The organism is Photobacterium sp. ABD4_091 (assembly GCF_056160145.1).
Map to the genome: position 1 here is coordinate 1,225,143 of NZ_JBSWWQ010000002.1, position 20,924 is coordinate 1,246,066.

The 20,924-nt window shown below is 45.8% G+C and carries 24 protein-coding genes; 5 read left to right on the top strand and 19 right to left on the bottom strand.

Going from position 1 to position 20,924, the window contains the following annotated elements; translation table 11 throughout:
* Positions 1 to 87: 87 nt before the first annotated feature.
* The 3 genes from prpB to ACXAGQ_RS19980 form a co-directional block, all read right to left on the bottom strand.
* Positions 88 to 957 (bottom strand): methylisocitrate lyase, encoded by an 870-nt coding sequence (gene prpB, locus ACXAGQ_RS19970; protein ID WP_475256219.1) that lies wholly within the window; start codon positions 955 to 957, stop codon positions 88 to 90.
* Positions 954 to 1,667: a GntR family transcriptional regulator gene (locus tag ACXAGQ_RS19975; protein ID WP_475256646.1), complete on the bottom strand. Its 714-nt coding sequence runs from the start codon at positions 1,665 to 1,667 to the stop codon at positions 954 to 956. The genes prpB and ACXAGQ_RS19975 overlap by 4 nt, the downstream gene beginning before the upstream one ends.
* 241 nt (positions 1,668 to 1,908) lie before the next feature.
* A complete protein-coding gene (locus ACXAGQ_RS19980) occupies positions 1,909 to 2,817 on the bottom strand; it encodes a DMT family transporter (RefSeq protein ID WP_475256220.1) in 909 nt (302 codons plus the stop codon).
* 378 nt (positions 2,818 to 3,195) lie between these two features.
* Here ACXAGQ_RS19980 and ACXAGQ_RS19985 point away from each other — a divergent pair, with 378 nt between their 5' ends.
* Positions 3,196 to 3,651 (top strand): hotdog fold domain-containing protein, encoded by a 456-nt coding sequence (locus tag ACXAGQ_RS19985; RefSeq protein ID WP_475256221.1) that lies wholly within the window; start codon positions 3,196 to 3,198, stop codon positions 3,649 to 3,651.
* 115 nt (positions 3,652 to 3,766) lie between these two features.
* On the opposite strand, the gene ACXAGQ_RS19990 is transcribed toward ACXAGQ_RS19985, so the two are convergent.
* The 15 genes from ACXAGQ_RS19990 to ACXAGQ_RS20060 form a co-directional block, all read right to left on the bottom strand.
* Positions 3,767 to 4,174, bottom strand: a complete 408-nt coding sequence (locus tag ACXAGQ_RS19990) for a hypothetical protein (RefSeq protein WP_475256222.1) — start codon at positions 4,172 to 4,174, stop codon at positions 3,767 to 3,769.
* Between the two features lie 241 nt (positions 4,175 to 4,415).
* Positions 4,416 to 4,955, bottom strand: coding sequence for a 3'-5' exonuclease (locus ACXAGQ_RS19995; protein ID WP_475256224.1), 540 nt, complete (start codon positions 4,953 to 4,955; stop codon positions 4,416 to 4,418).
* Positions 4,956 to 5,044: 89 nt separating this feature from the next.
* On the bottom strand, positions 5,045 to 5,737 hold the full coding sequence (locus tag ACXAGQ_RS20000; RefSeq protein WP_475256226.1) for an MOSC domain-containing protein: 693 nt from the start codon (positions 5,735 to 5,737) through the stop codon (positions 5,045 to 5,047).
* 31 nt (positions 5,738 to 5,768) lie between these two features.
* The gene (locus ACXAGQ_RS20005; protein ID WP_475256228.1) at positions 5,769 to 6,293 is read right to left on the bottom strand and encodes a GNAT family N-acetyltransferase; all 525 of its coding nucleotides are present in this window, start codon (positions 6,291 to 6,293) and stop codon (positions 5,769 to 5,771) included.
* Positions 6,294 to 6,303: 10 nt separating this feature from the next.
* Entirely contained in the window at positions 6,304 to 6,780 is a 477-nt protein-coding gene (locus ACXAGQ_RS20010) for an HAD family hydrolase (protein WP_475256229.1), read from the bottom strand.
* A gap of 21 nt (positions 6,781 to 6,801) precedes the next feature.
* The gene (locus ACXAGQ_RS20015) at positions 6,802 to 7,200 is read right to left on the bottom strand and encodes an ACT domain-containing protein (RefSeq protein WP_475256230.1); all 399 of its coding nucleotides are present in this window, start codon (positions 7,198 to 7,200) and stop codon (positions 6,802 to 6,804) included.
* A gap of 26 nt (positions 7,201 to 7,226) precedes the next feature.
* Entirely contained in the window at positions 7,227 to 7,808 is a 582-nt protein-coding gene (locus tag ACXAGQ_RS20020; RefSeq protein ID WP_475256231.1) for a GNAT family N-acetyltransferase, read from the bottom strand.
* A 115-nt stretch (positions 7,809 to 7,923) separates the two neighbouring features.
* Positions 7,924 to 8,406 (bottom strand): GNAT family N-acetyltransferase, encoded by a 483-nt coding sequence (locus ACXAGQ_RS20025; protein WP_475256233.1) that lies wholly within the window; start codon positions 8,404 to 8,406, stop codon positions 7,924 to 7,926.
* The gene (locus ACXAGQ_RS20030) at positions 8,399 to 8,782 is read right to left on the bottom strand and encodes a MazG nucleotide pyrophosphohydrolase domain-containing protein (protein WP_475256234.1); all 384 of its coding nucleotides are present in this window, start codon (positions 8,780 to 8,782) and stop codon (positions 8,399 to 8,401) included. Before ACXAGQ_RS20030 ends, ACXAGQ_RS20025 begins: the two co-directional genes overlap by 8 nt.
* A gap of 63 nt (positions 8,783 to 8,845) precedes the next feature.
* Complete coding sequence (locus ACXAGQ_RS20035) at positions 8,846 to 9,205, bottom strand: MmcQ/YjbR family DNA-binding protein (protein ID WP_475256235.1); 360 nt, start codon at positions 9,203 to 9,205, stop codon at positions 8,846 to 8,848.
* Between the two features lie 8 nt (positions 9,206 to 9,213).
* Entirely contained in the window at positions 9,214 to 9,648 is a 435-nt protein-coding gene (locus ACXAGQ_RS20040) for a VOC family protein (protein WP_475256236.1), read from the bottom strand.
* Between the two features lie 57 nt (positions 9,649 to 9,705).
* Complete coding sequence (locus tag ACXAGQ_RS20045; RefSeq protein ID WP_475256237.1) at positions 9,706 to 10,164, bottom strand: NUDIX hydrolase; 459 nt, start codon at positions 10,162 to 10,164, stop codon at positions 9,706 to 9,708.
* Between the two features lie 9 nt (positions 10,165 to 10,173).
* Positions 10,174 to 10,575 (bottom strand): GFA family protein, encoded by a 402-nt coding sequence (locus ACXAGQ_RS20050; protein WP_475256238.1) that lies wholly within the window; start codon positions 10,573 to 10,575, stop codon positions 10,174 to 10,176.
* Between the two features lie 416 nt (positions 10,576 to 10,991).
* Positions 10,992 to 12,185 carry a DEAD/DEAH box helicase gene (locus ACXAGQ_RS20055; protein WP_475256240.1) on the bottom strand — a complete coding sequence of 398 codons (1,194 nt, stop codon included), beginning with the start codon at positions 12,183 to 12,185 and terminating at the stop codon, positions 10,992 to 10,994.
* Positions 12,186 to 12,292: 107 nt separating this feature from the next.
* Positions 12,293 to 13,174 carry a mechanosensitive ion channel family protein gene (locus ACXAGQ_RS20060; protein WP_475256242.1) on the bottom strand — a complete coding sequence of 294 codons (882 nt, stop codon included), beginning with the start codon at positions 13,172 to 13,174 and terminating at the stop codon, positions 12,293 to 12,295.
* A 536-nt stretch (positions 13,175 to 13,710) separates the two neighbouring features.
* On the opposite strand from ACXAGQ_RS20060, the gene ACXAGQ_RS20065 reads away from it, so the two are divergent.
* The 4 genes from ACXAGQ_RS20065 (at position 13,711) to ACXAGQ_RS20080 (ending at position 19,219) form a co-directional block, all read left to right on the top strand.
* Positions 13,711 to 15,213: a DUF1800 domain-containing protein gene (locus ACXAGQ_RS20065; protein ID WP_475256243.1), complete on the top strand. Its 1,503-nt coding sequence runs from the start codon at positions 13,711 to 13,713 to the stop codon at positions 15,211 to 15,213.
* A 5-nt stretch (positions 15,214 to 15,218) separates the two neighbouring features.
* Complete coding sequence (locus ACXAGQ_RS20070) at positions 15,219 to 16,988, top strand: DUF1501 domain-containing protein (RefSeq protein WP_475256244.1); 1,770 nt, start codon at positions 15,219 to 15,221, stop codon at positions 16,986 to 16,988.
* Positions 16,989 to 17,393: 405 nt separating this feature from the next.
* The gene (locus ACXAGQ_RS20075) at positions 17,394 to 18,185 is read left to right on the top strand and encodes an AraC family transcriptional regulator (RefSeq protein ID WP_475256246.1); all 792 of its coding nucleotides are present in this window, start codon (positions 17,394 to 17,396) and stop codon (positions 18,183 to 18,185) included.
* A gap of 95 nt (positions 18,186 to 18,280) precedes the next feature.
* A complete protein-coding gene (locus ACXAGQ_RS20080; protein ID WP_475256247.1) occupies positions 18,281 to 19,219 on the top strand; it encodes a DUF3179 domain-containing protein in 939 nt (312 codons plus the stop codon).
* A 451-nt stretch (positions 19,220 to 19,670) separates the two neighbouring features.
* On the opposite strand, the gene iadA is transcribed toward ACXAGQ_RS20080, so the two are convergent.
* Entirely contained in the window at positions 19,671 to 20,822 is a 1,152-nt protein-coding gene (gene iadA / locus ACXAGQ_RS20085; protein WP_475256249.1) for a beta-aspartyl-peptidase, read from the bottom strand.
* Between the last annotated feature and the right edge of the window lie 102 nt (positions 20,823 to 20,924).

Consider the following 20,924-nt stretch of genomic DNA (forward strand, 5'->3'; position numbering starts at 1 on the left):
CGGGATAAATAGGTACACTGATCCCCAGAGGTTATTACCACTCTGTATTCATTTATTCTTAATATTATTATTTGGTCTTTGTGCCTATTAAGGCTGTTTGAATAGCTTATCTAACGTTTGTTCGTAGTCGTGATAACCCAAATAGTGGTATAGCTCTTCACGAGTTTGCATTTGGTCGACGACATTGCGCTGATGGCCGTCTTGCAATAAGTGCTGGTATACATTCAGTGCCGCTTGGTTCATTGCCCTGAATGCAGACAGCGGGTAAAGCACCATATCGACGCCACATTCAGCGAGCTCATCGGTACTGAACAGAGGCGTCTGTCCGAACTCAGTAATGTTGGCCAAAATAGGCACTTTAACAGCGTCTGAGAATTGCTGGTACTGTTCAAGCGTATTTATCGCCTCAGGGAAAATCATATCCGCCCCAGCCTCGACACATGCTTGGGCACGCTCAATCGCTGAATCCATTCCCTCAACAGCCAGTGCATCGGTGCGCGCCATGATCACAAAATCAGGATCCACTCTGGCATCAACCGCCGCCTTGATCCTATCGACCATTTCCTGCTGGCTGACAATGGCTTTATTCGGGCGATGACCACAACGCTTCTGGGCCACCTGATCTTCCATATGAACCGCTGCGGCCCCGCTTCGTTCCACTTCTTTAATGGTGCGGGCAATATTAAACGCGCCGCCAAACCCAGTATCAATATCGACCATCAGTGGCAGCTTGGTGGCTGCTGTAATGCGGCGAACATCTTCCAACACATCATTTAACGTCGTAATACCCAAGTCCGGAAGGCCATAGGAAGCATTGGCAATCCCTCCCCCCGAAAGATATACCGCCTGATGGCCTACTTGTTCCGCCATCATGGCACAATACGGATTGACCGTACCGACAATCTGTAACGGGTTGTTATTGGCTACCGCTTGGCGAAAGCGTTTCCCTGGACTCATGAGACCTTCTCCTTATCCTGCTTCAACTGTTGTTCAATTAATTGGCGGCTTCTCATAATGTGGCGCCGCATCAACATCTCTGCCAACTCTCCATCGCGCTCTTTCAATGCACTAAGAAGATGGAAGTGTTCCTTCAAGGCTTGTTCTGGGCGCGAATGTGACCGCTGTGACTGGTAGCGGTACATTCGCAGCAAATGATATAGCTCATCGCATAGCAGGCTGATTAATTTGGTATTGCGGCTGGCTTTGATCACCCGGTAGTGAAAGTCGAAATCACCCTGCTGGTGAAAATATGATGCTCCCTCAACCTGTTCTATGTGCTGGTGATGGGCATCTAACAAAGCTTCCAGCCCTGCGAGCTCGTCATCGGTGATGTGCTCACAGGCAAGCCTAGCGGCCATTCCTTCTAGGGCTTCACGAACCGCATAAATTTCAATTAACTTTTCCTGGCTCAGAGCCACAACCCGGGCACCAACATGGGGAATACGTTCTACCAATCCCATGGATTCAAGGCGCATCATGGCCTCACGCAACGGGCCTCGGCTCACACCATAATGCTTGGCGAGCTCCGGTTCAGATATCTTGCTACCCGCGGGATAGGTACCGCTTACAATCTGATCGATTAACTGCTCGGTTAAACTCTCAGATTTGGTGCCCTCTTTCTCACCTTGGTTGTCGACACTTTTCAATTTTAAATCTTGTTTGCTCATCATTATTGTCAACAATTTCTTAACTTGTGAACAAATTTAGCGCTATAAGGCCAGATTTACAAGCCAATTGTTAACAATATGTATTAGACCTTAGTATAGATTGTCGACAACCCATCACTTCAACCCATCCAAACCGGCATAATCAATGAGCTCAATGAGGTTATTGTCATCATCACGAAGAAAGCAAAAAAAACGGCAGTGACTTCTCAGCCACTGCCGTTTTTAATCTTTCACCTACAGGTTACGCTGTCGGTTTAGCATTGCCAGCTAAATGCTCCGGGGTACCCACCACCTTTGGCTTGCGCTGGGCGAGAATCACGCCAGAGAGAACCATACCGCCGCCAATGTAATGGTAAACCGCTAACTGCTCCCCCAATGTCACGCTGGCAATAAGCGCAGTCAGTACCGGCATCAGGTTCATGAACATCGCAGTACGGTCTGCACCTAGAACCTCAATCCCTTTCAGCCAACACCAAGGCGCAAGTACCGAAGCAGGTAACGCAGCGTACATAATCAGTGGCAGTGATTCACTCGTGATCGCCATACGCTCACTGCTTAACAACATAGGAGTAAGCATGGTTACCGCAAAGAGTCCCTGTACATAGACAGACTGCCAGTTATTGAGTGGCATTCTCCAACGCTTGAGCAATACACAGTAAAGCGCATAAACAAACGCGGCAATTAACAACAGTGCGTCACCCTGCTTGATACCTTGCGAAGTCAAAGTACTGATATCACCGTGACCCAGCATGAACACCAAACCAGCCAAAGAAAGCACTGCCCCTACCATAGCCAAAGGTAGCAGGCGCTGCCCCAGCAACGGGACACTCAAGAACATACTCAACAACGGCACCAACGAGATGATCAACGCCATATTGGTCGCAGTTGTTGTCGCCGCGGCGAAGTAGCCCAGCGACTGGTTGAGCACCATACCCAGTAGAGCCAAAAATGCGAGCTTGGATAGATGCGGTTTGATTTCATGACGCTTACGCCACACCGATGGTAGAACAAAGGGTGTTAATACCATCATGGCAAAAAACCAGCGATAAAATGAGATCGCCCCAGGGTCGATCACGCTGTAAGACATTTTGTTTACGATGGCATTCCCTGCCCAAATAATGACAGTCAGAAGAGGAAATAAATAGAACATGGTTTGCCTTTTAATTTGATTACGAGGGAATTGTGGCACGTCAGCTTACAAACAAATATCTCTAAAAAGACATCGTGATTCTATTGTCAGACATATTAATTATTCACTGGTAATTTCATGCCAATCAAGACTTATCCCCAGCATTCAATCTCGACTTAAGACATTGAAAATAAACAAAATAAAATCTTTAATTAAAGACACTCTTTAATTCATTCCCATGAAGAAAGAGTGATCTGTCTCGCAGGAATGCACTGTGTTTAGCTCATAGGTAGCATAAAACTACAGGGTAGAGTGACAGCTCTATTTTCTTCCTGCATACTGGTCTGACCAGGCTATAAATAAAATAAACCTCTCAGCCATTTCGAAAAGGACATCCCAATGCGCAAAAACCTCAAAATCTATAAACAGATGAGCCGGCTACCTTTTGGCAACAAGCTTTTCAGTTTTGTCGTGTGCCGTCTTGCCCCTTACTTTGGAAGTATCAAGCCCAAAGTCACGGCACTAAAGCCAGGCTTTGCTGAGGTTACAATAAAAAAACGCCGACGCGTGACTAACCACTTAAACACGGTTCATGCAATCGCGATGTGTAATATGGCAGAGCTAGCTGGGGGGATGATGACGGATGTATCTGTACCTGTTAAAAGTCGCTGGATCCCTGTTGGCATGACAGTTGAGTATTTAAAAAAAGCGAAAACTGATCTCACAGCCCAGGCACAAGGTGAAAATATTGACTGGGACACTGAAGGTGACAAGCTTGTGCCGGTTGAGGTGAAAGATATTGAAGGGAATGTCGTCTTTAAAGCTGAGATCACGATGAATGTGAGGTTTACGTAATCTGTAGTCAACAGAAATATAAATGGCACAGTCATTACTGTGCCATTTTAATACCCAAGTTACCTCAAGGCTTCGCTGAAGCTAAATCTTAAAGTCGCTTCGGTATATATGAATATTAGGATGTTTCCAATGCGGGAGTCGCTGTTTTATTAACCTCTGGCAACCAATGGAACATATATTCGAACAACTGCTGCTCATCCATTTTTGCTAATTTTCCATGAATGAACGAACTCATGTCAATCAAGTGGTCCACCTTAGCCAGTGGTTGGTAAGGTTCTTTGAACCGGCGCCAAACCTCTGAATGGTTAACATAAAAATTAGCAGCAGCTACTGCTTCTTCAAAGGTCGTATGCTCTGAGATTAACCGAGGGCCATCCCAGGTCGCACCATCTAACACAGAGACCCCAATCTCCCCTGACTCTTCATACGTTAATTCATCCACAAATGGAACATTCCACCAGCGAACAATTTCGTCACATGAACGTTGTTCATTGAGTTTGTCTGAGCAGGGGAACTCGCCCATGTTGAGTCTATTCCGTACCGGAATTTGACAAGTTGTAAAATCCATAGCCAACAATTTGCATATTTATATTTTTGCATAATCTTAGCTGGCACGATTAATTTCGTCAATTCCTTTTCAATAAAAAGGCTCATAAAATTATAACCTTACCGGAAAAAAGGTACAGATATAATAGGCAATATGACGATTTGGGCACATATCCATGTCACCTGGTAAATAAAGAACGACCAAAGTCACCATTTAATTAATCATTGCTGAATAATGTTTTAGCCAAGCGAGCCAAATTGTAAGCATCATCATAGCCAGAATGTTGACGCCCTTCCCACTCGATACCCGCCATTTCCATCGCTGCACGTTGGCCACAACGTTTTTTGGTAACATGGCGCTGGAGCCTAAATAACGTTGCCAGATTCAAGTACTCTTCAAACGGCACTTTAAGGCCTTTTTCTTCACACTCTTTGCGCAAAATGAGATCATCCCGCCCCCAAGCAGCATAAATTTTGTGGCGTCCACCAAATTTTTGTTCAACCGACTTTAAAATATGCCCTAGCGGCTTGCCGTTTTTCTCAATCACCTCCGGCTTAATACCGGTAAGCTCTGTGCAAAAAGGCGACACTTCATCATTATCCGGCTTTACAAAGTGTTGAGCACGGCGAACAATTTCACCGTTGGTGAGATCAAGCTCAGCCACCCCAATCTCAATGATCTCACCTGTCCTCGACTCACGACCATCGTTCCAACAGCACATTTCGAGGTCAAAACAGACAATACGGTTAAAATTCATCTTACTTCCGGAAATCACGCTAAAACTGGCACGAAGGATAGCATTTAGAGGCGGGTTAGCCAAAAATGAAAACACATGCAGCAACAAACTTAAATTGCAGAGCCTCTACCCTGCAGCCTAAACTGCCAATTTTCTACTTCATTGGTTTCTAGGCGCTTCTTGACCTTGTTCATCCAACTGCCAGACAGCTTTTCTTGCTTCAGCAGTGCTTCCAAACCTTGCTGATTTAGTGGGTCACCAAAAAAGATATCGCAAACGGCTTGCAGCGACATGGCATTAGGGACACGCTCAACCAGAATCAATGGTTCATTAACACTTACCATACCGGGTTTGATCACGCGATATAACCAACCACAACGGCTGATTTCCTGCATATCAACAGAGAAGCCTTGTACCCCCCAGCGTTGATTCAACTTAAAGCATGGTGAACGCGGCTGGCTAACTTCGATAATCGCCTCTCCCCACTGATAACGATCTCCAAGGCACACCGTTTCTTCTGTCATGCCTACAGAGCTTATGTTCTCTCCCATACCGGGTGCCTGCCATTCTATATGCTCGCCATACTTTTTTGCCCAGTATTGGTAGTGTTCAAGGGGATACTGGTGAACAGCTCTCTCTGGCCCGCCATGGTGTTTTTGATCGGCACATTCGTCCCCATCCAGCCCTGCTTCTGACAAATAGATCGGCTCTTTGACAGCAACCTTATCAATGGCGGTATTAAACCCATAGCGATGGGCAATTTTTCCCGTAAATACGTTCGTAATCTTATTTGGCGTCTTCATTATCATACTTTTTTTTAGCGTTATGACTTTATTAGGTGCCACAGCATTCAACCCAGTAACGGGCAACGGGATGCGGGAACACTTTCCCTTGTACAACCCCCTCAAACTGGCCACCATTTCGCTCAATCACCGTGCGCGATGCGATATTGTCTTCATCAGCTGTGATCAAAGCTATTTGGATACCAAGTTGGCAGGCTTTTGGCAACGCCAGTTTCAGCATTACAGTGCCATACCCCTTGCCACGAAAGCTTGGGGCAACATCATAACCAATATGGCCACCTTCTTGGGATAGGAATGGAGTAGCGATATTATGGCGCCCCCTAATGACGCCGATAATATTGTTATCAGGGTCAATGAGCCAATAGTGATTGCAAGGCACATACCCTTCCGGCAAGTTCACGCCATGTGATTCATCAATCAGGGACTGAATATAGCGCTCGGCATTCTTATTTCCGTCAAGGTAATTTTGAGCGTTTTCCGGGTCATTTAGCGCAAAGTCATCATAAAAGTGCTGAAAAGCTGCTGCATATTCCATGGATGGAGAAACTAATTTCACTACAAACTCCTTATACCGTCAGTTCTTCCAAGGTGCTAATTTGCCTATAGGGTTTACCCCCGACCTGTTGAGGCACCTGCTGCGGCTGGTACCAAATCGCATTCAATCCGGCGGCAATTGCCGGCAGGATATCGTTATCCATAGAATCACCAACCATCGTCACGTTATGTGGCTCCACATCGAGTTCCAACACAATTCGATGGAAATATTCCGCACACCCTTTGGCTACTCCCATATTCTTTTTACAAAAATAACCACTGATATACCTGGCAAGACCTACTTTTGAAAAAGCGAGTTTAATGTCCTTAACCGAAGAATCATCAGCATTTGTGGCCACATAAATGGGATGATGGGCAGATAGGGTCCTAAGCGCTTCAAGTGCGCCGGGCTCTGCTTTTAACTCAGGCCAGCGGTACATGGGGCCTTGATATTGCGGGAAGTCTACCATCAGGGTATCTCCCCAATCGAATAGATAAACCTTAGTCATTTTGATTCCTTTCTAAATAGACTAGCTAGACGACAATGAGGTTAATGCTGCCATTGCATCATTTGCTTTTGCACTCTGCACAAACACATGGTCATGATAATATGCAGCAATTACATTTGCGCTGATTCCCTGTTCAGTAAGTTTGGTAGCAATTGCAGCGGTTAACCCTACGGCCTCAAGGCTGGAATGTACTGTTAGCGTTATCATCCGAAAGGTACTGCTATATGCCAGGCCTGCTGCATCGGCATTATCGCGGCTGAGCACCAAAGTAAGCCCTTCTTGTTCCTGAAAGATCGAGACAGGTGATAGCCCGACATATTGTGATAGCTCCCCTTCTACCGTACAAAATACAAACTCTCCTTCTTTGAGAGCAGGTGCCATTGATTTCAATAACTGTTGCAGGTCAGTCATTCCACTCATGTATCCTCCTTGAGCGTCGTTTCCAGCTAGGCCAAGAAATCGACGTTAGTATTTTTTTTCAGCCATGTTTCTCGGGTAATTTGATACAGGCAGTGGCGCTCCAAATCGTGTCCTTTAGGCAATTTGGGATGGTCAAAATCTTGGCCGATATTTGTCATTCCAATTTTCTCCATTACCCTCTGTGATAGGGTATTAGGTAAAGCGGTGAACGCGTAGATACTAGGCGCCGCCAACTCTTCAAACGCAAACTGCAATGCCCTGCTGGCCGCTTCAGGCGCATAACCTTTCCCCCAATGCTCTTTGGCAAGCCGCCAGCCTATTTCGATAAATGGCGCATTGGGGATACCGGATTGCTCATCCTGGCTATGTAAACCCACAAAACCAATAAATTGCCCATTTTCCTTCAGCTCAACCGCCCAAAATCCCCAGCCCTTTTCAGCGATAAGTTGAGTGATCCTTGCCGCCTGTGCATCACTCTCCTGCTGCGATAAAACGGCTGGAAAAAACTGCATAACAGCGGGGTCTGCATTAAGCTTGGCGTAATCGGAATAGTCTTCTCTTTTCCATTGCCTAAGGATCAATCTATCTGTTTCTAACTGCGCTGCCATATATCTTTCGGAGTCCTTATCCAATTTGTATCAATTAGCTCAGTATAACCATAACTTCATTTTGAATGGGACACACGATGACAGTAGTCATGCTGATATTTCATCGAGAAATGAGTTAAAGCGATTTGGAAAGTAAATGCTGCTTATCTTCAAAGCCGTAGCGACGGTAAAATTTATTGGCCACTTGATTGTTTGACCAAACATGCAATTCGACAGAACAAGCACCTTTAGCCTTGCTCCAGCCCTCAAATGCCGCCATAAGCTGGCGCGCAAAGCCTTTGCCCCGTTGGTTTTCATCGACGACTAGCTCTTCGATATACCCATAGCACCGACTGTTTGTCCAGCGTCTACCTTTAACATTGACGACAGAGCCTAGCAATGTACCAACCACATCCCCATCAACTTCTACAACGAATAGGCACTGATTATTGTCAGCAATAATTTCACTCAATTCATCCTTTGTCAGGACATCTTCCGTCTGGTTAACAACATCCGGTGCGACTGCAGCGTTGTGGTGGTTCTCTGCAATAAACAGTCGTGTTAGCGCGGCGAGATCGTTTATCATTGCAGCCCTAATGGGCTGTGGTACTTTATCCATGCTTGTCTTGCTCGACGTTAGCTTGCTCTTGTTCAAGGGCTTTTTTCTGCCTTGATTTAATTTCTTGCCAGGACTCTCCGCTTTCGATTCCCGAGATCCGTTCTTGATACTTGCTTATTGAACGAGCCAGAACAGATTCGATATTGATACCCTGCTCTTCCTCTAGAGCGACCAAAGCATTGAGGTAATCCCAAAGCTCATCACCTAGCTCGTCTTCCAGGAAACATACCCGTTGCCTCTCAATCTCTTCGTTGACTTCATCGACTTCTGATTTTAGCTCTGAAAGATAAGTTTTGGCTCCTTCGGACCATGTCGATGTTTTATCGATCGCCGCCTTTCTTCGCGCCAAGTCGAGTAATGCGTCTAGCTTTTCCATCTTTTCCTTTTTAATAACGGTTCTTTTATCACTTAATTTTTCATTTATCTCTTAATTGTTCCTTTATCTTTGAATCGCCAGCCTTTCGCGATCGGCTTTTTTCATCTTCGAAACGACTAATTCATAGGAGCGATCAATCAGTCCTTTCAGCATGCCATCTTCTATTTCTTCGGTGACCGAAACGGTTACCCAGTGTTTTTTGTTCATGTGGTAACCTGGGCGTATCGCAGTAAACATCGAGGTCAATGCTTCATTATCTGCCGGAGCACCTTTAAGGTTAATATCAACGACGCCATCATTAACCGACAACAAGGCAAACATCTTGCCCACTACCTTGAATACCATGACATCGGCGCCAAAAGGGTAATCCAGCTCTGACTCCGGCAACGTTAGCATAAAGTCGACAATTTCGTGTTTGTTCATCACATCCCTCACTCGCTGTTAGCGGCAGAACGCCTTGCCATCGGGTGGTCAGGGCTTAACTGAAGCAGATCCCACAAATTGCCGTAAAGATCTTCAAAAACAGCCACTGTGCCATAGTCTTGCTCTTTCGGCTCGCGGACAAAGTGAATACCTTCAGCCACCATACGGTTGTAGTCACGCCAAAAGTCATCGGTACTCAAGAACAGGAAGACCCTGCCGCCTGTTTGATTTCCAATAAAATCGGCCTGTTCAGGCTTTGACGCTCGTGCAAGCAGTAACGTCACACCATTGGAGTTCGGCGGTGATACAACGACCCAACGTTTATCCTGCTCTGGCTGGTAAGTGTCTTCGATTAATTCAAACTTCAGCTTGTTGACGTAAAAATCTATTGCCTCATCGTAGTCTTTTACGACGAGGGCAATATGGACAATACTCTGTTTCACTATGTTTCCTTAATGCGATGTTTCCTTAATGCAGCGCTAACTTGGTTTAGTTAATAGTCACGTCACTTTCATGTGCTCGGAAGGGCTGCTTTCGACAAAATTCGCCCAAACATGATCATACACCTGCCGCTGCCCCGGGAAAGGCACTAGAGACTTTGCCTCTTCAAGTCCCACCCAACGGTATTCCGTATGCTCCTCATTGAGGGTGACAGGCTGGTTGGGCGGGCACAGTACGGCAAATACCGGTATGATCTGCAGCACATTCACATTGGCCTCAAAGAACTGCTCAAGATACTGGGCGTTATAGAGTTCAGACACGGAGATGTGCGTCTCTTCATAAAACTCCCGCACAATTGCCTGCCAGCCTTTCTCCTCTTCCTCGATAGAACCAGCCACATGGCACCAGTAGTTACCTTTTACCCGCTTCATCAATAGCATTTTCATTTCGCCATCAATTTCCGACAGGGCAACGCCTGAAACAATAGAAGTATTTACTGGGATCTTTTGCGTAGCCATCACTTATTGTTATTCCTCTTTGGGCGCATATTGGTCAAAGACCTGCTGTGCGGTCATTTTTTGGGTGTCATTGCTAAATTCATAGTAATCCGGTTTTTCGTCAATGAATATTTCGCTGGTCAGTATGAAGGCCTGATCCTGAAACAGACCTGCCGAAACAATATACTCATCACTTGGTAATAGGTGGTAATAAAGATGCGAGCCACAAGTTCCACAGAAGACACGCTCAGCCCACTCTGACGAGCGATACACCACAGGCTGCTGCCCTTTGATTTGTACCTTGGACTGGCAATGAACTGCAAACAAGGGGCCACCAGACCATCTGCGGCACATGTCGCAATGGCACAACCCAACCTCTTTCTGATCATCCGCGGTTAACTCGATAGCCCCGCACAAGCATTGCCCTTTCATCTCAACCTCCTTCCAAACCTAAACACTCTGTAAAGTCTATGTTGAATAGGAAGATATTGTGACAGGAGACGTTATCGCAGTCTGTGATATACCCAAGCTACTTCAAGATGCTGGTTCAGCGAGAGTTTATAAGCTTCTAGACCAGGCATTGTTTTGAAGATCTAGTGGCTCTAAATCAAGAAACAATAACGCGGTATAGAAGATTAGAAAACTCGCCCTTCGGGAGGGTGTCAGCCCATTCACTTCTTCGTTGAAGCTTTTTGAAAGGGAATGCCATTCCTGCAAACCTTCGCCTTGCATTGAATGCGCTGACAACCCTCTGAACCCTGCACCTTGAGGTAACTTGGGTATAAGTGAAAGGCCAGGGCAAAAAAAAGCCCTCACCGAATGGCAAGGGCTTAAGCTGTTCATCAAAATCAGTCTTTCTTTTGACGTTTGTTTTTTGGCACGTAATTCAAAATAGAAATGGGTACCGGTTTTCTTGGCTCGAAACCTTCGACCTCACGGCGTTCAATCAGGTGCCCCAAACGGCTTTCGATCATGCACAAGTTCTTGAAGTTATCTTTTGACACAAACGAGATTGCTTCACCCGATGCGTCTGCACGACCGGTTCGGCCAATACGGTGAACATATTCATCCGCCGGGAATGGCAAGTCGTAATTTACAACACGGGACAGCTCTTCAATGTCAATACCACGGGCACCAACGCCTGTTGCTACTAGGTATTTAATATTGCCTGCTTTGAAGTCTTCCAGTAGCTGTTCACGGACTTTCTGGCTGCGCCCACTGTGGAACGCCTCTGCAGCTATATCGCGTTTTTCGAGCTGTGAAACCAGTTTGGCAGCACCGTGCTTGGTTTCAATAAAGATCAGCGCCTGATCCCAATCATTTTCTTTGATCAGGTGGCTAAGCAAAGCAGACTTCTTGTCTTTATCAACCGTGATCAGCCACTGCTCAATATTAGCCTTAGAAGCTTGATTAGCCGCAATACTGATCTCATGTGGGTTTTCAACTACCGACTTAGCCAAGTCACGCACTTTGTTAGAGAGCGTTGCAGAGAACAGCAAGAACTGCAGCTCTTCAGGCAAACGGTCGATGATCTTGTTGATGTCATCGATAAAGCCCATATCCAGCATGCGGTCGGCTTCATCAAGCACCAGCATTTCCACTTCTTCAAAGTGAACAGCACGCTTGCCATACATATCAAGCAAACGACCCGGAGTCGCGACCAGCACATCCACACCTTCAATCAGGCGCTGCTTTTGCTCTTTTTCATCGACACCACCGTACATCGCCAAGGATGTTAGGCTTAGGTGTTTGCTGTAAAGGGCGATCTTCTCTTCTACTTGAACAGCAAGCTCACGGGTAGGCACAAGTATCAACGCACGGATGCGCTTTTTACGCTGCGTTTTGCCCTGGCTGAGTTTTTCAAGAATAGGCAAAACAAAGCTGGCTGTTTTACCTGTACCGGTCTGCGCAGCTGCAATCAGGTTTTGGCCCTGCAAGATGACAGGAATTGCCTTGTTCTGAATCGTGGTTGGCTTGCTGTAGCCAAGTTCACTGACCGCTTTGGTTAATGACTCGCTGAGCCCAAGTTTAGAGAATGGCATGAATCGCCTCTAATTATACTGAATCTTAATATGGTAGAGCCGCCTCTACATGAAGCGCGGGAGTGTACCACGAACACTGTTGGCACGAGACAACTTTTCTTCCCAATCTACATAAAGCTAACCTTTGGGTTTCGTTCTTCAGTGATATTGTTTTTGCCAAATGTCTCTTGGTAAATCTGCATGAAGTCTTCACGGATCAATTGCTCAAGGTGGGTTGCCATTTCTGTCGGGCAAAACAGCATAATATGTACCACCTGCTCACCTGTCGCTGTCGTGGTGATATGGACATGAGGATCAGGGCCAGGTAGATCAACGCCAGCGTGTTTTTCAATCACCCCATTGTAGCGCCGCGCAACATCAATGAAATCCTCACAGTGCCCCTCAATCTGTTCGATAAGCTCCGGCACCGTGACATACAAGTTGACGAACTCTTTAATGGTAATGCTGAAGCTATGGTACACATAGCGCTTCATGAAATTCAGGTTCTTCACCGGGTAAGTAAAAAACATGCTGTTTGGCAAGGTGGCAGTTTTACCCGTGAAATGATATTGCCCATGGTGAAGGTCAATCTCTTGGATCACCGTCGCCATCATATTGTGCTCAATCACCTCCCCACAAAGGGAGCCGACTTCAATCCAATCACCGATGCGAAACGAACGGGCACTCGCTCGTTGAATAGAGCCGGTGAAACACAGGATGATCTCTTTGGAAGCCACCACAATTGCAACAGCGATAGCTGTCACCGACAAAGCAAACTCACTGATCTCTGATTGCCAGAGCATAAACAGCACCACCACCATAAGGGTGAAAGTGCCGTTCTTGGTACGTGACATCCATTTCCGCTGGTGCTCTGAAACAAACGCAACTTCGCCGCGAATTTGTTTCAGCACTAATCGCCTGAACATCAGTACCAGCGCAATGATCAATACGCTGAGCAATATTTTGTTTTCTAGTAAAAAATCGATAACTGGTAATATCTTCTCTGGCATGAGCGCCCCTTCGACACTGCTTCTAACAGTTTTATTAAATTCTGTGTAATGCCAGGCTAAATTCCCACAGTTTTAAAACAAAATCCAGTGCCAGCCACTCTTCACTGTTTAAAACGCCAACAGCTTAATAAAACCGTCATAAAGGCAATATTTTATCAGCCATCTGAACGCAAAATAAAAACAAAAAGCCATGTAACTCACCATAAAAGCAAAATCACGCATGGGACACCGATCACCATCAGTATTTTCTAAAACATGATTTTTATACAGACAATTGCGCCGCCATTGTTCAGTTCACGCGACTTATTGTCGTCAAACATGTTAATTCATACTGTTGCCTACCGCTGTTTCGCAATATGCCCACATTTTTGAAACCATGCCTACTTTTCAAGACAGTTTCATTTGTTATTGCCACAACATCATAAATATCAATAAAAGGACAAACTTCATTCCATGAAGGAATAATTAAATTCCAAGCTTGATATACCTGCAACAAAAATCCGAATCATAAAGTAACTTCATAAAGGTGAGCATCTATGGAAGGATTAACATATCGACAAGCATCCAGATTTTTGGACATGGCGACGATGGGAATAAAAGAGGGGGAGATAGAGACTTTTCTAACACTAGATAATCGAGCCAGCTGGGTTAACACTCAGCTTTCCGAACCTTATGAAAGCCACAGAGAACGCACTCTCTATCAGGCTCAGCAGCGCGGGACTTCATCAATCACCCAAGAGATGCGCGTATGTGCATGGTTCGATATCGCGTTATGGAAAGGCGCTCAGTTGCGCCAGCGCATGGCCTTTGCCCTCAGCCAGATTTTAGTTGTCGGTGACCGTGATGCTCAGTTGGCACCCTACCCAACAGAAATGGCACATTACTACGATATCCTGACGCAGTACGCGTTTAGTGACTACAAAACCCTGCTTTACCATGTCACCCGCTCTCCAATCATGGGCCACTACCTCACCATGGTGGGCAATCTTCCCAAAAGCCACACCGGCGTTAACCCAGACCAGAACTATGCCCGTGAAATCATGCAGCTGTTTACTATCGGGCTGGAACAACTCAACCTCGATGGCACCCCTATACGCGATGAAAACAACCAGCCAATCCCAACCTATGATGACACCGACATAGAGAATATGGCTCGGGTTTTCACTGGCTGGTTTATGGATGGCAGCAGCATGGAAAACCCTATGGTCGCTTACGATGACTCGCACGATATGGGAGCTAAAACCATTCTGGGGAGTGATTTCCCCGAAGGTATGGGAGCAGAAGCAGAATTAGATCAAGTACTGGATCTGTTGGTTAACCACCCCAATACCGCACCATTTATCAGTACCCTGCTGATCAAACGCTTCGTCACCTCCAACCCACGGCCTGAATATGTGGCGAGAGTCGCCTCTGTTTTCCGAAACACCGGAGGTAACCTCGGAGAAGTCATTACCGCCATTTTGACCGATACTGAGGTACTAAAGGAAAACGACCTGCATGTAGCTAAAGTGCGCGAACCCATCCTCGCTATGACCTTCTTCTATCGCGCTATGGATGCCTATCCGGGTAAAAACGGCGACATCATCTATAACCCAATGAATTATGCTGACACGTTTGGCCAATATCCACTGGGGTCGCCCTCTGTATTTAATTTCTATTCCCCTGATCATAGTCCGCAAGGGGCCTTGCTAAATGCAGAACTTACTGCGCCGGAGTTTGAGCTTATTGATTGGAGCCAAGTCATTAAAACCAGTAATGTCTTTTACCGGACGATCCTTAACTATGGCCAAGACCGCAATAAAACCAACAACAAACAAGAGATGTATATCGCCCCAGTTGATTTCGAAGATGCCGCCAACAACCAAGACAAAGAAACTCTGATAACTCTGCTAAAAAACCGCTTTTTGCATGGCGAAATTGCTCCTGAGTTAGAGGCTAGGATTGGTGCTATCTACGACACCCACAACAACAAATACTACGCCGTTCCCAAGATGATTTTCTTTGCAGTCATTTCCCCTAACTTCATGGTACAGGAGTAGCAATTATGAGCATTTCACGTCGACAATTCTTAAAAGGCTCAGCCATTGCAACTGCATCTTCAGCATTGCCATTATCTTTGACTCTTCCCAGCAATGCCTTTGCCGCTGGTAGTGATGACTACAAGGCGCTGGTCTGCCTATTTCTTTATGGCGGCAACGACTCTTTCAATATGATCATGCCCGCCTCTGGCGCTAACTATGATAATTACGTCAACGCCAGACCAGACATCCATCTTTCTGCCGCTGAGATGCTATCGATACCGCCGACGGCATCAGGGCAGACAACCGCCATCAATAGCAGCATGCCTAATATCGCCCAGTTAATGGCAGAACAAAAGGCCACTGCTGTTGTTAATGTCGGCACCTTGCTGGAACCAACCAATAAAGGAAATATCAACAGTGTTAAAAAGCCTTCAAACCTTGGCGCGCACAACAAACAACAATCGGCGTGGCAAATAGCCTGGAATACATCTGAATACCACTCTTATGGCTGGGCAGGCATGATGATGGATCTGCTTGCCAATGAGGCTGCAACTGTCTCTGAGAGCCTGTCGCTTTCGGGCAATGAATTACTCGGCGGACAAAGTAGCCAAGACTTACGAATCAGCAGTGATGGCGTTCGGGCGATGGATGCTCTTGGCCATTCTAATGCAGTTAATAACAACTTCATTAAACTGGTTGATGAACCATATGGTTCTTTGTTCGCACAAGAATATATTTCTCGCCTCAAAGGCGTTATTGATTTTCAAGCTGAGCTCGACTCGGTAATGAATAACTTCCCTGAAGACGAAACCATTCCTGCTGGTTACCTAGGCGGTCAATGCCGAATGGTGAAACGGATGATCCAAGCGAGTGAACAGCTTAACCACCAACGCCAAGTGTTCTTTATCAGCCTTGGCGGGTTTGACAACCATGGTAACCAACGCGGCAAGCATGACAATTTACTCGCCCAAATTGACAGTGCGCTAAGTGGTTTCTATCGCTCATTAGAAGCTGATGGCTTGCAGGATAAGGTAGTCACTTTCACCATGTCAGACTTTGGCCGCACCATTGCCAACAACAGTAACCGAGGAACGGATCATGGCTGGGGTAGTAACCAACTAATCCTCGGTGGTGCGGTAAATGGTGGTATTACCTACGGTATGTTACCTGAATTTATTCCTAGCGACGGTCAAGACGCAACGGGAAATAAGTTCATACCGTCTACATCCTCCGAGCAAATGGCAGCCACCTTATGTAAATGGTTTGGCCTATCGGACAACAGTGTTGACTACATTTTCCCGAGTCTAAACCCAGCAAATGCCAATCCATTCCCTAGCCGATATCTAGGCTTTTTAGGTGATACAACCCCACCGCCTGCCGAACCGGGTAAACTGGCGATATCGAGTGTGTCGGCCTCGGAAACCCGTGTAGATCACACTCCTGAAATGGCCATAGACGGTGATAGCGCCTCTAAATGGACAGCCAAAGGGTTAGGTATCACCTATACCATAGCGCTCGCCAATTCAGCGACCCTGAGTGATATCAAGTGGTCACAGGCTAAAGGTGATGTCCGCCAATACTTCGTCGACATTGCAGTGAGTAGCGATGGCATAAATTTCAGCTCAGTAACCAGTGTCGTCACACCCGGAACATCAACTGGCCTAATCAGTAACCCAATCAATGCCAGTAACGTAAAATATATTCAGCTGACCTGTAATGGTAATAACGATCCAGACCGTGCTGATTTAAGAACATGGAATAACTTCCAAGAAATAGAAATATGGGGAAATTAAAGCCCCCACAAAATTAAGGGCTCAAGTGAGCCCTTTACTTTTACAGCCATTAAAATGGTTTTGATACTGGTTTTTTAATAAATCTATCTGGCATGAACAGAGTATCCCCAATAAATGCATTTTGGTTGATGATACAGGTGACACTGTCACTGCGCAGTACCCACCCTCCATATCAAACACCACATAGCTCAGCGTTGATGATGGACTATGGAAAAATACTTCAACAGAAACCGTCATCCCCCCCCCTCCTGCTTTGCCTCACCAAATAGATACCTATATTTTAGTCAGGTTGGCTGCTCATTGGTTGTTCAGAACCTCAAATGATGTAAGGCTTGCCTTCCTGCTTCAGCACGATTACTGTGGGGCATCGAAAAGCTTGCCAAAATGCTCTAACTACGGGACACAATGAAGAAAATCTACCAACCTCTGTTTGATAACGACAATCCACCCGGAGAGATTTTTTTCGGCCATGAGGTGTTCTTGCCAAACACCACGACACCCAGCCATAGTCACCCTTGGGGACAGTTACAAATTATCAACGGCGGTATCCTCGAACTCAGAGCAGAGAAAAAGCGATTCTTGTCTCCTTCACAATACGCGGTATGGGTTCCTGCAGGGATCGAACATGAGAGCTTTATGAGGCGAAGCCTCAACTATTGCTCGATGAATATTACCCACCCGTTGGCTGCTCCACTTCCCGATTACCCCTGTTTATTGGAAGTTAGCCCGATCATGGAAGCGATCATCAATGATCTCAAAGCCCGACAGTTAACAGTGGCAGAATCGGAGCAGGATAATAGACTGATTAGCGTGTTGCTTGATCAAGTCTACCAAGCAAAAGAGCACGAGCAATTCCTACCAAGTAGTAACGACAAGTTGCTCAAGCCAATTCTCAATGAGCTTGAGCGCAATCCTATGTCGGAAAAGACCTTAAAAGACTGGGCTGAAGTTCTACACACCACGGAAAGAACCCTGGCCCGGCACTGCCAGGATAAGCTCGGTATGAGCTTTACCGAGTGGCGGCAACGCCGTAAATTCCTCTATTCTTTGCATTTGCTGCGCAAAGGGTCTTCGGTGAAGGAAGTGGCATTAACCTTGGGGTATCACCAAGCTTCTCCATTTATTACCCTCTTTAAGCGTCATGCTCACTGCACGCCTGAGCAATACCGCCAGCGCTTCTTTACCAGCAAAGAGTGAATTTTGATAACTATTTGCTGATAGCTTCAGCAAAGTATTTGAAAGATTCCCCTACCACTGCGGTCTGTATATCTGAAGCGCGTTGGAGGGGATAGATGAAACAGCTCATTGTTATTCTTTTATACGGACTTATCTTCACTCTGCCGTTAAGCATGCAAGCCGCATCGCTTAACGGCTTTAATTTATCCAACACCTCCATCCCAGCAAAAGAAATACTATCTGGAGGGCCGGGCAAAGACGGGATCCCAGCCATTATTCACCCCAAATTTGTCGCCGCCGATAAGGTAGGCTTTCTATCCGCGAGAGATCCTATTCTAGGCATCGCAATCAATGGGAAATACCGAGCCTACCCAATCAAGATCTTAAACTGGCACGAAATAGTGAATGATCAAATTGACGGCAAACGATTTATCGTCAGTTACTGCCCACTATGTGGTTCGGGAATGGCTTTTTCATCCATGGTAAGCGGCCGCGCCCTAACTTTTGGGGTGTCAGGTTTGTTATATAACTCTGATGTGCTGATGTACGACCACCAAACCGAGTCCTTGTGGTCACAAATCAAAGGTTCGGCAGTGTCAGGCCAGTCCAAAGGCAAACAATTAACCCAATACCCACTTACCTTAACGCGCTGGGAAAAGTGGCAGCAAATGCACCCAAATACATTGGTGCTATCAACGAACACCGGCTACCAGCGCGATTACCAACATGACCCCTATGCAGGTTACAGCCAAACCCCACGGCTTTACTTTCCCGTAGCCAACCAAGCCCCATCAATTTACAGCTCTAAAGAGACTGTGATGGGTTACAAAGGGCGTAATGGCGTCATTGCCTTTCCTTTTGCCGAATTGAAAAAGAATGGAAAAGCGATTTTCAGTCACAATTTCGAACAGCAAACATTAACAGTCCACTGGGATGTCCAAAATCATTCGGCCTATTTAACCAACGCCCAAGGGCAAGAATTACCTAGCACCCTGCTTTACTGGTTTGCTTGGTATGCCTTTTACCCAAATACCGAAGTGTATAAAGCTCGTTAAAATGCTTCTTTTTTAGGCCACAAATCAATAACCTCAGAACAATGGCGTCTAAAAAACGAACAGCCACATACTCAACAAAGCTCACAAACAATCGATCTTGGTTGCATATCACAAAAACGAACACCAAAGCAGAGCTTTGCTTTATAAAAAGCCGATAAAAATAGATAATAAAACTACAAAAACAACATAAAGCTAGGTTTTACAACTATGATCGACATGATTTTTCCTGCATTGTTCTTATCCACAGTGATCGGTTTCAGCCTATGGGGCTGGACGCAAGTCATACGTGTGGTATTTCGTTTCTAATCCCACTTCCTTATGGAAGCCTTCAAATAGTCGCTCAATAAATACTAGAAAAGAGCAAGCCAGCAGAAATGCTGGCTTGTTTATACATAAAGATTAATTGGATATATATGATTAATCATGAAAACAGATAATCGATAGCATCGAATTACTCTTCAAAGTTACCTACTACAAGCTGCTCTTTCTCTAAAATAATGGCTCTGCCCATCGAATATGCCGAATCAATTTCAAAATTACTGTCGAGCAGTAAGAAATCCGCATCGCTGTTCAGCGTTATTCCGCCTTTATTAATACCCAAAGATTTCGCAACATTTTTTGACATCATCGCACTCGCTTGACTGATATCTAAACCACGATCAACTAAGGTACGAAACAACTGAATATTTGAATCAACAGCTGCAGCTGTTATCGTGATCATTTCTCCAGCTTCATTAAATTTTGGCAGGCTACCATTACCATCCGAGCTGATTGTAATTCGCTCTGAAGGTACGCCAGCTTCCAAAGCGGCAAACACAGCTTCACCGGGATCATTGAAGGCGCAACTACCACCAGAGGTAATGTCCATTACACCACCGGCTTTTGCAAAGCTTGCAGCCTCTTCAAAAAGCGGGATTGTTCTTGCTACGTGGGTCGGAGAGAAGTTACTGTGTGGAATGCCACGCTCGACCAGCTCATTAATTTGCTTGAATGGGTCAGGCAAGCCGCCCATATGCATATGAAGTACCCCTTTCTTGCCTGCTAGCATCGCCCCCATCCGGACATCCGAGGTAATTCGTAATAGCTCATCGGTTGAAGGGAATGAGCCACGGTGATCAGCTATGGCGATTTTCACTCCCAATACTGGCTCAAGGAAAACAAGGTCATCTCGAATACTGTTTGTTAGAGTAACCGTTGGCACTTGGTAAGAGCCAGTATGCATCCAGGCAGAAAGTCCCTCTGCACGCAAACCCATCACTTTGGCAAAGAGATCCTGTGGCGAGCGTGTCGAGCCATCAGTACCCATCACACCAACGACTGAGGTAATACCAGCTTTGATCAATTTGGAAAAAGTGATTGATGGTGTACGGCTGCTAAACCCACCTTCACCGCCCCCACCCGTTAAATGCACATGCTGATCTATGATACCGGGGAGCATCATCTTACCAGTGGCATCGATGACGTTAACCTGTGTGCCCAGCCCACTCACATTCAAATTATCTTCTATGGCTACAACTTTGTTTCCCGCAACCAGTACATCTTTGATGCCGAGAGAGTCTGGGGCATACACATTGGCATTTTTGATCAGGGTAAGATGCGTCATTCTTTTATTCCTATTATATATGCCCAAATACTTCAAGATCTTGGTTCAGCGCCTTAAGGTAACTTGGGTATAAGTTTTAATCTCATCACATTTTCAACTCAT